Below are 12,694 nucleotides of genomic sequence, written 5' to 3' on the forward strand. Positions count from 1 at the left end.
ATCCCGAGCACGATCGACGCGCCCCGATCATGCTCCGACACGGCGCGGCGGTCCGGGCTCCCTCAGGCGAACGCCACGCCCGCCGCCGTCGCTGCGGACCTGCTCGCCGATCAGCTCGACGCCGGCCCGCTCGAACGCCTCGACCACCTTGATCAGGGTCTCGACCACGCCGCGTACGTTGCCGGTCGAGGCCTCCATCCGCTGGATGGTCGGCAACGACACACCGGCAAGCTCGGCCAGGGTTTTCTGGTCAATGCCGAGCAGCGCGCGGGCTGCCCGCATCTGAAATGACGTGATCACCTCGGCCTCATTTACCAGGACCCATAAATGATATCTAGAACGTATACAATGATATAAAATACATCATCTCGCGACGAGCGCAAGGGGCTGCCCGTCTGTCTCCTCCGTCATTGCGAGGAGCTCTGGTGACGAAGCAAATCCAGGCTGTTTCCGCAGAGACAGCCTGGATTGCTTCGGTTCGCAATGACGGTGGTTTGGCCGCCGGCGCGGCCTGAATGAGAGGCGCGCTTGCAGAGGCAGCCCCTCTCCACGCGCTCTCCTCGTAAGAACGGGGAGAGCGTGAGAGAGCGGAGCCTCCGCTTACTGCGCACCTCTTACGAGGCGAGAGACAGATTCACGCCGCGTGCTGATGCGCGGCGATGATCTGGTCGGCGGCGCGGCCGGTGACTTCGGCCATGTGGTCGAACTGGCGCGTGAAGCTGCCGGCGCCGGCGGTGGCCGAGCGCAGCTCCACGATCAGCTCGCCGATCTCGGCTTCCGGCATCATGGCACGGACGCAGTCCCAGCCGCTCCAGCCCTCGCGGGTGTCGAAGCCGAGGATCTGGCCGCGCCGCGCCGACAGGATCGCGTTGATCCTGGCGGTGGCCTCGGTCGGGCAGACGATCTCGACCACGTGGATGGGCTCCAGCAGCACCGGCTGGCATTGCGGCAGGCCTTCGTTGAGCCCGATCCGCGCCGCCGTGCGGAAGGCGAGATCGGAGCTGTCGACGCTGTGATAGGAGCCGTCGGTCAGCGTCACCTCCACGTCGGTGACGGGGAAGCCGAGCGGACCGCGCGCCAATCCGTCGACGACGCCTTCTTCGACCGCCGGGATGTAGTTGCGCGGCACTGCGCCGCCCACCACCTTCTCGGCGAACTTGAAGCCGTTGCCACGCGGCAGCGGCTTGATGTCGAGCACGACATCGCCGAACTGGCCGTGGCCGCCGGACTGCTTCTTGTGACGCCCGCGCTGGGTGATCGGCTTGCGGATGGTCTCCTGGTAGCCGATCGCGGGCGGATGCGAGGTGACCTTGACACCGAAGCGGTCGCGCAGCCGCTCGCCGGCGACGCGCAAATGCATCTCGCCCTGGCCCCACAAGACCGTGTCGTGGGTCTGGGCATTCTGCACCACGACCAGGGAGGGATCCTCCTCGTGCAGCCGCGCCATCGCCTGGCCGAGCTTGACGTCGTCCTTGCGATCGGCCGCCGCGATCGAAATCGCGAGCACCGGCGGCGTCGGCTCGATCGTGATCAACGCCGCGGGCGGCGTCTTGCCGTTCGAGATCGTGTCGCCGGTCTTGATCGGATCGAGCTTGGCAAGCGCCACCGTGTCGCCGGCCTCTGCCGCGGCGCGCTTGGTGTCGTAGGCACCGTTGACGGCGAGGATGCCTGAGATGCGCCCCGCACCGCCGGAGGACGATTGCAGCGTCGCGCCGTCGTCGAGGTGGCCGGCGAGCAGCCGCGTCAGCGACAGCTTTCCGCCATGCTGCGAATGCAGCGTCTTGAAGACGTAGCCGAGCGCGTCCTTGCTCTCGGGCACGCCGAGGCGTCTTGCGGTCTGTGCGATGCCGGGCGCCTCGTGACGCAGCGCCTTCATCAGGCGCAGCACGCCGTTCTCGCGCGCGGCGGCGCCCAGCAGCACCGGACAGATCAGCCCATCGCGCAATTCGCGGGCGAGATCGTCGAACACCGCATCACGCGGCGGCTGGATGTCTTCGAGCAATTGCTCCATCAGGGCATCGTCGTGATCGGCGAGCTTCTCCAGCATCGAGAAACGGGCTTCCTTCTCGCGATCGAGATCGCCGCCTTCGAGCGCGACCACCTCGGAGGCCTTGTGCTCGCGATAGATGAAGGCGCGCTCCAGCGCGAGGTCGACGAAGCCCTCGATCAGCTCGTCCTTCCAGATCGGGATCTGGCGCAGCACCAGCGGCACGCGGGAGGCGGGCTGCAGCATCGCGAGCGTCTCGCGGATGCGCTGGCTGGCGCGGTCGATCTTGTTGAGGAACAGGAAACGCGGGACCTTCAGCTCCTCCAGTTCGCGCAGGATGATCTGAAGCTGCGGCAGCTTCTTTTCGTCGGCCTCGCAGACCACGATCGCCGCGTCGACCGCGGGCAACGCGGCGCGCATGTCGTGGGCGAACTCGATGGAACCGGGGCAATCGAGAAAGGTGTAGCTGTCGCCCATGAAATTCGTGGTGGCGGCAGTCAGCCCGACGGTCATCTTGTGATGACGGGCCTCCGGCGTGGCATCGCCGACGGAAGTTCCGGCATCGACGCTGCCGGCGCGCGGGATTGCGCCCGTTCGCGCCAATATTGCTTCGAGAAGTGTGGTTTTACCGCTTTGGAAAGGGCCCACCAGCGCGATGCACCGTGGACCTCGGGGACTTCTGACGTCTTGTCCCATTTCGCCGCCTCCTTGGTGTGGAGCTCGGCCCGTGATTGGGTCGGCAAACGCGGATGCTCTGCCCCCTCCCCGAGATTTGGCAAGCATCAAACGTCGCTGCGGTGCGTCGTCAGTTAGATCAAGTCTTATAATTCTACGGAGCAGGCTCGGTGTTCCAACTCTTCCCGACGCGGAGAGGTGAAGCAGCAGCGCCCCAGGCGCTCAACGGCCCGGACGGAGTTCCAGGCTCTCGAGGCCGGCGGCGATGTTGAAGCCGACCTGGCCCTGCACGCTCAGCGGCTGGAGCGCGATCGAATTGTTGGAGCCGCCGACCAGCACGTTGCCGCCCAAGCCGACGCCGACCGAGGCGCTGCCCTGCGCGCCTACGTAATTGCCGGAGAGGTCGCCGGGGCCGAGGCGGTCGACCGGTGCGAACACGCCCCAAGCGAGCGCGGTCTCCTGGGTGATACCGATGTCGAGGCCGACCTTGCGGATCGTCGCGACATAGCGGTCATCGGGCAAGCCGTCGGCGCGCAGCACGCAGCCGAGATGAGTCACCGATCCCACGATGAAGCCGACGCTGGCGCCGCCGCGGCATTCGAGCACGCCGACCCGGGCCATCCGCTGCTGCGCGCCACTGTTCGCGACCGAGGCGACGAGGCTGGCGGCGGTGAGTCCGGCGAGAAGGAGCGAACGGCGCATGAACAATATCTCCGGCGATGATGTGATGCGAGCAGAGAGAGCGTCACCCGCGTTGCGCGTCTATGCCACAAGAGCCGTGATCGTGCCAGATCCTCCGTCATTGCGAGCCATTGGGCCGCGGTTCGCGCGGACCCGTTGGCTCGCAATGACGGGGATAAAGCTGCACCTCTTGCCCCGAGTGAATCTTCACCCGTCAGAACAAAAAAGCCCGCCGAAGCGGGCCTTTCCGATTTGCACTGTCGCGATTGGCTTAACGCAGATTGCCGCAGAAGCGCTGGATGCGCTTGCAGGCGTCTTCGAGATCCGAGGTCTTGGTCGCGTAGGAGATGCGGAATGCAGGTCCGAGGCCGAAGGCCGAACCCTGCACCACCGCGACGCCTTCGGTCTCGAGCAGCTCGGTGACGAAGTCCTCGTCATTGCCGATCACCTTGCCCGACGGCGCGGTCTTGCCGATCGTGCCGGCGCAGGACGGATAGACGTAGAAGGCGCCCTCGGGACGCGGGCACTCGATCCCCTTGGCCTGGTTGAGCATGGAGACGACGAGGTCGCGCCGCTCCTTGAAAACCTTGTTGTTGGCGGGGATGAAGTCCTGCGGACCGTTCAGCGCCTCGACCGAGGCCCATTGCGCGATCGAGCACGGGTTCGAGGTCGACTGCGACTGGATCGTCGACATCGGCTTGATCAGCTGCGCCGGACCGCCGGCATAGCCGATACGCCAGCCGGTCATGCAATAGGCCTTCGAGACGCCGTTCACGGTGAGGGTGCGGTCGTAGAGTTTCGGCTCCACTTGCGCGACCGTGGTGAACTGGAAGTCGTCATAGACGAGGTGCTCGTACATGTCGTCGGTCATCACCCAGACATGGGGATGCTTCACCAGCACGTCGGTGAGCGCCTTCAGTTCCGAACGCGTGTAGGCAGCTCCCGTCGGGTTCGACGGCGAGCACAGGATCACCCATTTGGTCTTCGGCGTGATGGCGCGCTCGAGCGCCTCGGCCTGCAGCTTGAAACCGGCCGCGGCGGTGCAGACCACCGGCACCGGCTCGCCGCCGGCGAGCGCAACCATCTCGGGATAGCTGACCCAATACGGCGCGGGAATGATCACCTCGTCGCCCGGATTGATGGTGGCCATCAGCGCATTGTAGAGCACCTGCTTGCCGCCGGTGCCGACGATGATCTGGTTCGGCTTGTAGGTGACGCCGTTCTCGCGCTGAAACTTGGCGATGATCGCCTCCTTCAGCTCGGGAATGCCGTCGACCGCGGTGTACTTGGTCTTGCCGGCTTCGATGGCGCGGATCGCCGCCAGCTTGATGTTGGCGGGCGTGTCGAAGTCGGGCTCGCCGGCCCCCAGGCCGATGACGTTGCGGCCCGCCGCTTTCAGCGCGCGTGCTTTATCCGTGACCGCGATGGTCGCGGACGGCTTCACACGGTCGAGCGCAGCGGCAAGGAAGGACATCGTCATCTCCTGACAAGCGTCGTGAAACCATTCGCCTCACGACTCCGATTGTGGGAATGCAGCCACCCTAAAACGTGAGCCGCTGCACCGCAAGAAACTTCGGCCCGATCCGAGAAAGTTTACGGATCTGGCGCGGGTCGAGGCAGGATTTCCGCAATTTTCCGCAAACTTGCCGTGCAAACCCCTCATATCCGGCAAGGCTTGTCCTCGGAGCAATTTCAGACCGTTCGCGATCGAGCAGACGGCACATGCCTGGGCCCGCCATCTTCACTGGAGCTTGGCTGGCCCCGACACCAAGGCGTCGAGTGCAACCTCGACGTAACGGGGTCAGGGCCGGCCAATACGATGTGGAGGTTTCAGCGTCTCGTCACTTCTGCTCAGCCATTCACACAAGCGCGCGCGACGATACGTCCACGCGTTGACGCAAGCGTGAACTGATGTGCATGGCCACGCGGAAATGATCTTTCGCTGCATTGCAATGCGGTAGGGTTTTCGAGTTTTTCTATTGGCTGACCCTTGCAGCGGATTCGCATCGGCATCATTGTTTAGCCGCGCTCAGGGGCAACAAGCGCCGCGTCTCCCGTCTTCGGAATCGAACTCCAGAATGTACAAGCTCTATTCGATGCAACGCTCCGGCAACAGCTACAAGGTCCGCCTTGCGCTGGCGCTGCTCAATCTGCCCTACGAAGCGATCGAGGTGGACATTCTGCGCGGCGAGAGCCGCACGCCGGACTTTCTGAGCAAGAACCCGTCAGGACAGGTGCCGCTGCTCGAGGTCGGCGATGACCGTTATCTTGCCGAGTCCAACGCCATCCTCTGGTACGTCGCCGTCGGCACCCCGCTTGCGCCCGAGAATCGCATCGACCGCGCCGAGGCGCTGCAATGGATGTTCTTCGAGCAGCACGCGCTCGAGCCGAACATCGGTGCCGCCTATTTCTGGCTGTCGCTGGTCAAGGGCGGCCGCGACCTGCAGACCCATTCGCTGGAGGACTGGATGGAGCGCGGCTATGGCGCGCTCCAGGTGATGGAAAATCACCTGAAGACCAACGCCTATTTCGCCGCGCGCCAGCTCACCGTCGCCGACATCGCGCTGTACGGCTACACCCACCTGGCCGACCGCTGCGACTTCGATCTTTCGACCTTCCCGGCGATCCGGGACTGGCTGAAGCGGGTGGAAGCCGCGCCCGGCTTCGTGTCGATGGACTGGCGACCGGCCGACGTCGACAACCCCGCCAGCATTGCCGCCAGCGCATGACGGCACCGCCCGCTGTCCTGGGGAATAGCGGGCATAAAGGTATTATTTGCCGCATTCCGGCCATTTTCAACAGGATGGCCGCCGCAATGTTGCCGGCTCAAGCTGGGAAATTGTGGAAAATCGCGGGTGATTCGCTCGCGCGTTGAAGGATTTAGACCATGACACGGGCGTCCGGCACGGCCGGCTTTCAGGGCCATCCCGCTACCGTTGCGTCTTCCCGGCTGACCAACGCGGTTGCGGCCTCGCTCGCCGTCGCCGCACTCTCGCTGTGCCTGATCGTCGCCCTGACGGTGCTGTCGACCAAGGCGACCATGGCGATGGGCCTGCCGGTCTGATTCCCGTTTCATCCCGGTCCTGTCTTCAAGGCGCCGCATGCCCCGCGCCGGCCGGCATCGTGACAGGACGTTGATGAAATCACCTGTGGTAGTCGTTGCAATCACGTTGACTGCGGCCATCCTGGTCGCGGCGTCATTGTTGATCGTCGTCGGTACGCGCAAGGCGCCGGGAACGTCGACACTGAATGCGCCTGCGCTGCAACAGCCGCTCAAGCACACGCACTTGGCTTAAAATCATCCGAAAGCCTTAGGCTTGCGAGCAAGCGCGCCCTAAGCACACCGCACGAATCCGCATCGCAGCAGCGCAACGATCAGTCAGACTTGCGGTCTTACCTCCGTCGTGAGGGCGAGACTGTCCATGCGGTTCGGATGGCGTGCGATCTCCGGTCCGGTGCTGACGGCAGCAACCCTGCTGCTGGCGATGCTGTTTGATCGCTTGATCCCCACGCCGGCTCCGCTGCTCGTCGGCATCGTGGCGCTCGCCGGTGCATTGTCGGGTCTCGCCTCCGCCGTCACCAGCGCAGCCATCGCGGTGATCGGTGCAACGCTGCTCGTGCTCGGCCGCCACGGCGTATCCGCCTCCATCGCCGATCTGGTCCAGCTCGGCCTCCTGGCCGTCGCCGCTGCCGGCACCGCTGGCATCACCGGCCTGATGCGCCAGCGGCTGCTCGGCACGTTCGCGGCCGAGCGTCGCAGCCACGCCACCGCCGCGCGGCTGTCGGCCGCGCTCGACCAGGTCGATATCGGCATCGTGCTGCTCGATGCCGAGACACGCGCCGAGTTCATCAACCGTGCGTTCCGCGATTATTTCGCCGTACCGGACCAGATCGCCGACGGCAAGCCGCCCTTCATCGCGCTGATGTATCACGGCCGCGACACCGGTGCGTTCGAGCTGCCCGAAGACGAGCTCGGCACTTTCATCGCGCAGCGCATGGAGATGGTGCGGACCGGCGATGCCACGCCGATCAACATCGCCCTGCGCAGCGGCGACGTGCTGCGCTTCGTCTGCACGGCACTGCCGGACGGCGGACGAATGCTCAGCTACACCCCGGTGACCGATCTCGTGCGTCACACCGACGCGCCGTCACGCGCCGACTATTACCGCTCGCTGCGCGATCCCACCGGCCGCGGCCTGATCCGGTATCTGCGCGTCGCGGAGTGATGCAACTGCGCGATTGATCGCAGCACCCATCATCCGTATGAAAGACGCTTCGTCGATCGCGGAATCCAGATGTCGCTCACCGTTCGCTCCGTCACCAGGCAGGACCATGATCAATGGCTGCCGCTGTGGGACGGCTACAACGCCTTCTACGGCCGCTCCGGCCCGACCGCACTCGCTCCCGAGATCACGCGCATGACGTGGCAGCGCTTCTTCGATGCCTATGAGCCCGTGCATGGCCTCGTCGCCGAGAGCGACGGCAAGCTGCTCGGCATGACAAACTACCTGTTCCATCGCAGCACCACGGCGATCGAGCCGTCCTGCTATCTGCAGGATCTGTTCACGCTCGAAGCCGCGCGCGGCAAGGGCGTCGCCTCGGCCCTGATCCACGGCGTCTACGAACGGGCAAAGTTGGCGGGATCGCCACGCGTCTATTGGCAGACGCACGAGACCAACCTGACGGCGCAGCGCCTGTACGACAAGGTCGCGGAGCGTTCCGGCTTCATCGTCTATCGCAAGGTCTTCTGACCCCCGCACGCACCCTGTGGATAAGTACCGCTGTCACCCGCGCGTAACATAGCGGGGCTACGGTGCAGCTGCGTCTGATCAGGCCCCGTCACCGGTCAAGCGCTTCAAAGCGGTCCCCGTCAGTCGCCGCGTCTGACAGGGGCCGCATTTTTTGTCGGCCTCGTCAGCGGCAGCCGGCGGCGCTATTTGGCGCCGCGTCCCACCGTCTGCATCACCTCGAAACCTTCGAACTGGGGATGGCCGAGATAGAGCGGCTTGTTGTCGCCTGCCCTGTGATGCGCGGCGCGAAACGCCTCCGACTTGGTCCAGGCCTCGAACGCCGCGTGGTTCGCCCAGACCGTGTGCGAGGCGTAAAGCGTATGGTCCTCGGCTTCCGGCCCGCGCAGCAGATGGAATTCGACGAAGCCCGGCACCTTGTCCAGGTGCGTGTCGCGCGAAAGCCAGACCTGCTCGAAGGCGGCCTCGGAGCCCTTGGCGACGCGGAAGCGGTTCATGGCGATGTACATGGGTGTGGTTCTCCTGATGCTCGGCCCATCATGTCGTCATTCCGGGACGCGCCGCAAGGCGCGGGCCCGGAATCCATTTTGCGTCAAAACGTATGGTGAGATGGATTCCGGGCTCGCGCTTTGCGCGCCCCGGAATGACGGCGGCTGCTATGATGCCACCAATCCCCTCATCGGCTTCGCGCTCGCGCTATCCGGAAACACCGTTTCCGCCAGCACGCGATCGGACAGGTCGAACTGTCCTTGCAGCACGCCCTTGATCACCGAGCGCAGGTCCGTGGTGGGCTTGAGGTCGCGGCCGTCGTGGAGGTTCGCAAGCTTGAGGCCCGGCCACTCCGCAATGACGCGGCCGCCCTTCACGGCGCCGCCGGCGAGCAGCGCGATCGTGCCGGTGCCGTGATCGGTGCCGTCGGTGCCGTTGATGCGCGCGGTGCGGCCGAATTCGGTGGCGACGACGACGACAGCGTCGCGCCAGCGCTCTCCCAGGCCGCTTTCGAATTCGGCGAGTGCGCCGTCGAGCCCGCCGAGCAGGAAGGCGAGACGGCCGACCGGGCCGCCTTCATTGGCATGGGTGTCCCAGCCGTCGAAGGCGAGCGCGGCGATGCGCGGGCCGTCATCCGTCGCCATCAGCTTGGCCGCGCCGCGCGCGACCTGGCGCATCTGCGCCACCGCGTTGCCGGGCTTGCGTTTCATGTCGTCGCCGCTCGCGGCCTTGTCGAGCTGGAGGCCCTGCGACAGCGCCGCCGCCAGTGCGGGATCGCGGTGGCGGTAGAGATCGACGAGGCGCATCGCGGTGTCGTCATCCGCCTGCGGCAGCGCCACCGGCGCCCATCCGACGGTCGGTGCGTTGCCGCGCAGCACCAGCGGCGTGGTCGGTCCGACCGCAAGACCACTCGATACGCGCTCGCCGCGCGGCAGCGCCTCCAGCGCGCGGTTGAGCCAGCCGGACTGCACGCGGCCCGGCCCGGCATAACCGCTCTCGAGCACGTCCTGGCCGTCGAAATGCGAGCGGTCGCGATAGGGCGTCGCCACCGCATGGATCACCGCGGCGTGCCTGTTCCGATACATGCGCGAAAATTCCGGCATCGCCGGATGCAGCGCGAAGAAGGAATCGAGCGGGATCGCGGGATGGGCGCCGTCCGCGGCGAGCGCGATCGAGCCGTGCAGGCCGGCATAATCGGGATCGCCGATCGGCGCGACGGTCGAAAGCCCGTCGAGCGCCCCGCGCAGGATCACCACGATCAGCCGGGGATCACGCCCATCGGCCGCGCGTGCGAATTTCGGCAGGTAAGCCCAGGCCGCGAACGAGGCGCCGCCGAGCAAAAGGCTGCGGCGCGAGGTGAGGAGCCGGTTCTCGACGCAGTCGATCATGATCATCTCCTCTGCATTTCCGGCGACATCAGGAGCAGCGCCAGCGCCTGCTGCCGCGACTCCGCCCGTTCGACGGTTCGGCGCGTTTCGATCGAGGCCGCATCGGCCGCCACGAATTCGAGAAGGTCGAGCGGGTCGATATTGTTGCCGAGCCGCGCGCCGATCTGCGCGGCGATATCGAGCCTGAGCTTGATCCCTTCGGGCGCGGCCCAGGCGGCGCTGGTATCCGGGAAACCGTTCGGCCCTGCCGGCGACCACAGCGGCTGGCCCAGCAGATTGAGATTGTTCAGATAGGCGCCGGGGTCCTCCGGCACGCGCGCGAGCAACCGTCCGCTCGCGACGAGGAAATCGTAGGGGCTGCGCATCTTGGTCAGCGGCGCCTTCCAGGCCGCGTCGGAATCGACCAGCGCGGTCGCAAGCGCCTTGAGATCGCCGTCGGTCTTGACGAAGACGTCGCGCAGCCGCGCAACCAGCGCCGGCGGCGGATCGTCGGCAACGAAGTGACGGACGAACTTGCTGGCGATGAAGTTCGCGGTCGAGGGATGCCGCGCGATGTCGGCGAGCGCGGCCTCGCCCTGCGCGAGCCCCGCCGCCTCGTAGGTCTTGCCGAGCAGCGTCTGCGGTCCCGGCTGGTGCGCATTGGCGTTGAACACGAAGGAGCCGGGGGCCCGAGCTGGCCCTGTCGTCCGGCGAAGGTCCAGCCGGTGATGATGCGCGCGAGCGAGGTGACGTCGTCCTGCGTATAGCCGCCGCCGACGCCGAGCGTATGCAGCTCCATGATCTCGCGCGCGAGATTTTCGTTCAGGCCGCGCTTGCGGTTCTGGCCGGCGCGCGAGTCCGGGCCGAGCGATTGCTGGTTGTCGAGAAAGAACAGCATGGCCGGATGCTGTTCCACCGCCCTCAGCATGTCGGCGAAGCGCCCGAGCACGTGCGGCCTGATCGCCTCGCGCTCGAACGCGCCGGCCCAGATCCGGGCTAGCTCGCCCTTGCTCGCGGAGATGCAGAAATGGTTGGACCAGAACACGACGAGCCGTTCGGTGAAGCCGCACTCCGCCAGCGTCGCGCGTTGCAACCGCGCCAGCGCTTCAGTGCGGAAGGTCTTCTGGATCACGTTGAGCGGCTGCGGCGCAGGCTTCTGTTCGTTCGGCGCCGGCATGTCGGCGGGCGCGGCGGTCTTCGCCGCCTCGCGCGCCTGCTTGACCTGATCCTGATAGGCGAAGACGGCCTGCCCGAGCTGCTGCGTCGATTGCAGACCGGGCGCCTCCAGCAGCACGCCCCTTGCGCGCGCGAGCTCCGCCTTCACAAAGCCGCGCGGATCGGAGCTGGCGTTGATCAGATCGCCCGAGGCGCCGCCGCGCGCACCGAGGCCGAAGCGGTTGAGCGCAACGAGCGCGGCTTGCGAATCGCGGGCCATCGATTTGTCCTTCGCGTGCCGGGAGCCGCTTTCCGAGTCCGCGTGCGAGGCCTAATATACCGCAACGACCGATGAACCCGACATGAAAATCACGGCGAAGCTTCGACGTAGATCATGACAAATCCGAAAGAATCCTCACCGCCGGAACCGCGCCGCCTCGCCTCGCGCGCGCTGCGGCACCGAGTTTGGTTGCGATCTCTCGGGCACATGCTGGTGCGCAGAAGAGGTTGCGAAACTACCGATGCCGGTCGAGGGCGAGGATTGCCTGTGCCGGGAGTGTTTGCGCAAGGCAGCAGCAACGGCAGTACCGTAGGGTGGAGCGCAGCGTGCCCACCCATTTTTGGCGATCGAGAGAGATGGTGGGCACGGCGCTCCGCGCCTTTGCCCACCCTACGAAGCCTATACTTGATAGCCCGGCGATGTCCGCGCCATGCCGCCGAAGGCGTCGAGCAGTTTTTCCCGCCAGGCATGGATCGGATCGTCCGCCTCCAGCAGCTTGAACGGACTCACCACGCGCGCCCATTGGAAGCCGCCGAACACGATATAGTCGGCATAGTTCGGCGCCTCGCCGCCGATGAAAGGCTGCTTCTTGAGCGTCTGGCGCATCACCTCGAGCGATTTGCGGAAGCCGGCCACGCCGGTGTCGCGGCTCGACATGACATCTTCCAGGCTCTTGCCGCCGAAGCGCGCCTCGCGCGACTGCCGGAAATAGCCCGCGTCGGTCTCGCCGAGATTGTTCGGAATGTCGGCGACGATCAGCGGGAAGATGCCGCCGACGATGGCGATATCACCCCATGCATTGATCATGCGCGCCATGGCGCGGCCGCCCTCGCCGCCGAACAGCGACGGACGATCCGGAAATTTATCTTCGAGATAGGTCGCGATGGTCCAGGAATCGACGATCGGCTTATCATCGTGCAGCAGCACCGGCACCTTCTCCGAGCCGTGCGGCACAAGTGTGCCCTTCTCGGTGAAGCGCCAGGGCAGCGATTCCGCCGACAAGCCCTTGTGCGCCAGCGCCATCCGCGTGCGCCAGCAATACGGGCTGAAGGGACGCGAGGGGTCGGTGCCGACGAGTTCGTAAAGTTTGAGTGACAAAGGCGCCTCCACTGGCTCCGTCATTGCGAGGAGCCCTTGCGACGAAGCAATCCAGACTGCCGCCGCGGAGATATTCTGGATTGCTTCGCTGACGCTCGCAACGACGTTGTGGAGAGATGTGTGTCAAACTCCCTGTCATGCCCCGCGCAGGCGGGGCATCCAGTACGCCGCGGCGGTCGTGAGAAACATGACTGCTGGCGATTACTGGATCATC

11 protein-coding genes and 2 pseudogenes are annotated in these 12,694 nt (G+C 65.7%); 5 read left to right on the forward strand and 8 right to left on the reverse strand.

Translation table 11 applies throughout. The features are described 5' to 3' along the window. Positions 1 to 27: 27 nt before the first annotated feature. The 4 genes from ACETMP_RS17850 to ACETMP_RS17865 all read right to left on the reverse strand — a co-directional run bounded on the left by ACETMP_RS17850 (position 28) and on the right by ACETMP_RS17865 (position 4,817). Positions 28 to 300, reverse strand: a complete 273-nt coding sequence (locus ACETMP_RS17850; protein ID WP_028134433.1) for a helix-turn-helix domain-containing protein — start codon at positions 298 to 300, stop codon at positions 28 to 30. Between the two features lie 334 nt (positions 301 to 634). Then, the gene (locus ACETMP_RS17855; protein ID WP_375157213.1) at positions 635 to 2,683 is read right to left on the reverse strand and encodes an elongation factor G; all 2,049 of its coding nucleotides are present in this window, start codon (positions 2,681 to 2,683) and stop codon (positions 635 to 637) included. Positions 2,684 to 2,884: 201 nt separating this feature from the next. Further along, positions 2,885 to 3,364: a DUF992 domain-containing protein gene (locus tag ACETMP_RS17860; protein ID WP_375157214.1), complete on the reverse strand. Its 480-nt coding sequence runs from the start codon at positions 3,362 to 3,364 to the stop codon at positions 2,885 to 2,887. 250 nt (positions 3,365 to 3,614) lie between these two features. Beyond that, the gene (locus ACETMP_RS17865) at positions 3,615 to 4,817 is read right to left on the reverse strand and encodes a pyridoxal phosphate-dependent aminotransferase (RefSeq protein ID WP_375157215.1); all 1,203 of its coding nucleotides are present in this window, start codon (positions 4,815 to 4,817) and stop codon (positions 3,615 to 3,617) included. A gap of 604 nt (positions 4,818 to 5,421) precedes the next feature. Between ACETMP_RS17865 and ACETMP_RS17870 the strand changes: the two genes are divergently transcribed. From ACETMP_RS17870 to ACETMP_RS17885, 4 genes are all read left to right on the forward strand, one after another. Next, on the forward strand, positions 5,422 to 6,072 hold the full coding sequence (locus tag ACETMP_RS17870) for a glutathione S-transferase family protein (protein WP_375157216.1): 651 nt from the start codon (positions 5,422 to 5,424) through the stop codon (positions 6,070 to 6,072). 158 nt (positions 6,073 to 6,230) lie between these two features. Continuing rightward, positions 6,231 to 6,407, forward strand: a complete 177-nt coding sequence (locus tag ACETMP_RS17875) for a hypothetical protein (protein WP_375157217.1) — start codon at positions 6,231 to 6,233, stop codon at positions 6,405 to 6,407. A gap of 358 nt (positions 6,408 to 6,765) precedes the next feature. After that, complete coding sequence (locus ACETMP_RS17880; protein WP_375157218.1) at positions 6,766 to 7,569, forward strand: PAS-domain containing protein; 804 nt, start codon at positions 6,766 to 6,768, stop codon at positions 7,567 to 7,569. Positions 7,570 to 7,638: 69 nt separating this feature from the next. Continuing rightward, on the forward strand, positions 7,639 to 8,094 hold the full coding sequence (locus ACETMP_RS17885) for a GNAT family N-acetyltransferase (RefSeq protein ID WP_375157219.1): 456 nt from the start codon (positions 7,639 to 7,641) through the stop codon (positions 8,092 to 8,094). Positions 8,095 to 8,276: 182 nt separating this feature from the next. Here ACETMP_RS17885 and ACETMP_RS17890 read toward each other — a convergent pair whose 3' ends face one another. The 3 genes and pseudogenes from ACETMP_RS17890 to ACETMP_RS17900 all read right to left on the reverse strand — a co-directional run bounded on the left by ACETMP_RS17890 (position 8,277) and on the right by ACETMP_RS17900 (position 11,382). Next, positions 8,277 to 8,600, reverse strand: a complete 324-nt coding sequence (locus ACETMP_RS17890; RefSeq protein WP_247558532.1) for an antibiotic biosynthesis monooxygenase — start codon at positions 8,598 to 8,600, stop codon at positions 8,277 to 8,279. A 147-nt stretch (positions 8,601 to 8,747) separates the two neighbouring features. Then, positions 8,748 to 9,968 carry a DUF1501 domain-containing protein gene (locus ACETMP_RS17895; protein WP_375157220.1) on the reverse strand — a complete coding sequence of 407 codons (1,221 nt, stop codon included), beginning with the start codon at positions 9,966 to 9,968 and terminating at the stop codon, positions 8,748 to 8,750. Between the two features lie 2 nt (positions 9,969 to 9,970). Beyond that, positions 9,971 to 11,382 (reverse strand): annotated as a pseudogene (locus tag ACETMP_RS17900) (DUF1800 family protein). 114 nt (positions 11,383 to 11,496) lie between these two features. Between ACETMP_RS17900 and ACETMP_RS17905 the strand changes: the two are divergent. Next, a pseudogene (locus ACETMP_RS17905) lies at positions 11,497 to 11,695 on the forward strand (hypothetical protein). 86 nt (positions 11,696 to 11,781) lie between these two features. On the opposite strand, the gene ACETMP_RS17910 reads toward ACETMP_RS17905, so the two are convergent. Then, complete coding sequence (locus tag ACETMP_RS17910) at positions 11,782 to 12,480, reverse strand: glutathione S-transferase family protein (protein ID WP_375157221.1); 699 nt, start codon at positions 12,478 to 12,480, stop codon at positions 11,782 to 11,784. Positions 12,481 to 12,694 lie beyond the last annotated feature (214 nt).

This window comes from Bradyrhizobium dasycarpum (assembly GCF_042019905.1).
GTDB classification, from domain to species: domain Bacteria; phylum Pseudomonadota; class Alphaproteobacteria; order Rhizobiales; family Xanthobacteraceae; genus Bradyrhizobium; species Bradyrhizobium japonicum_B.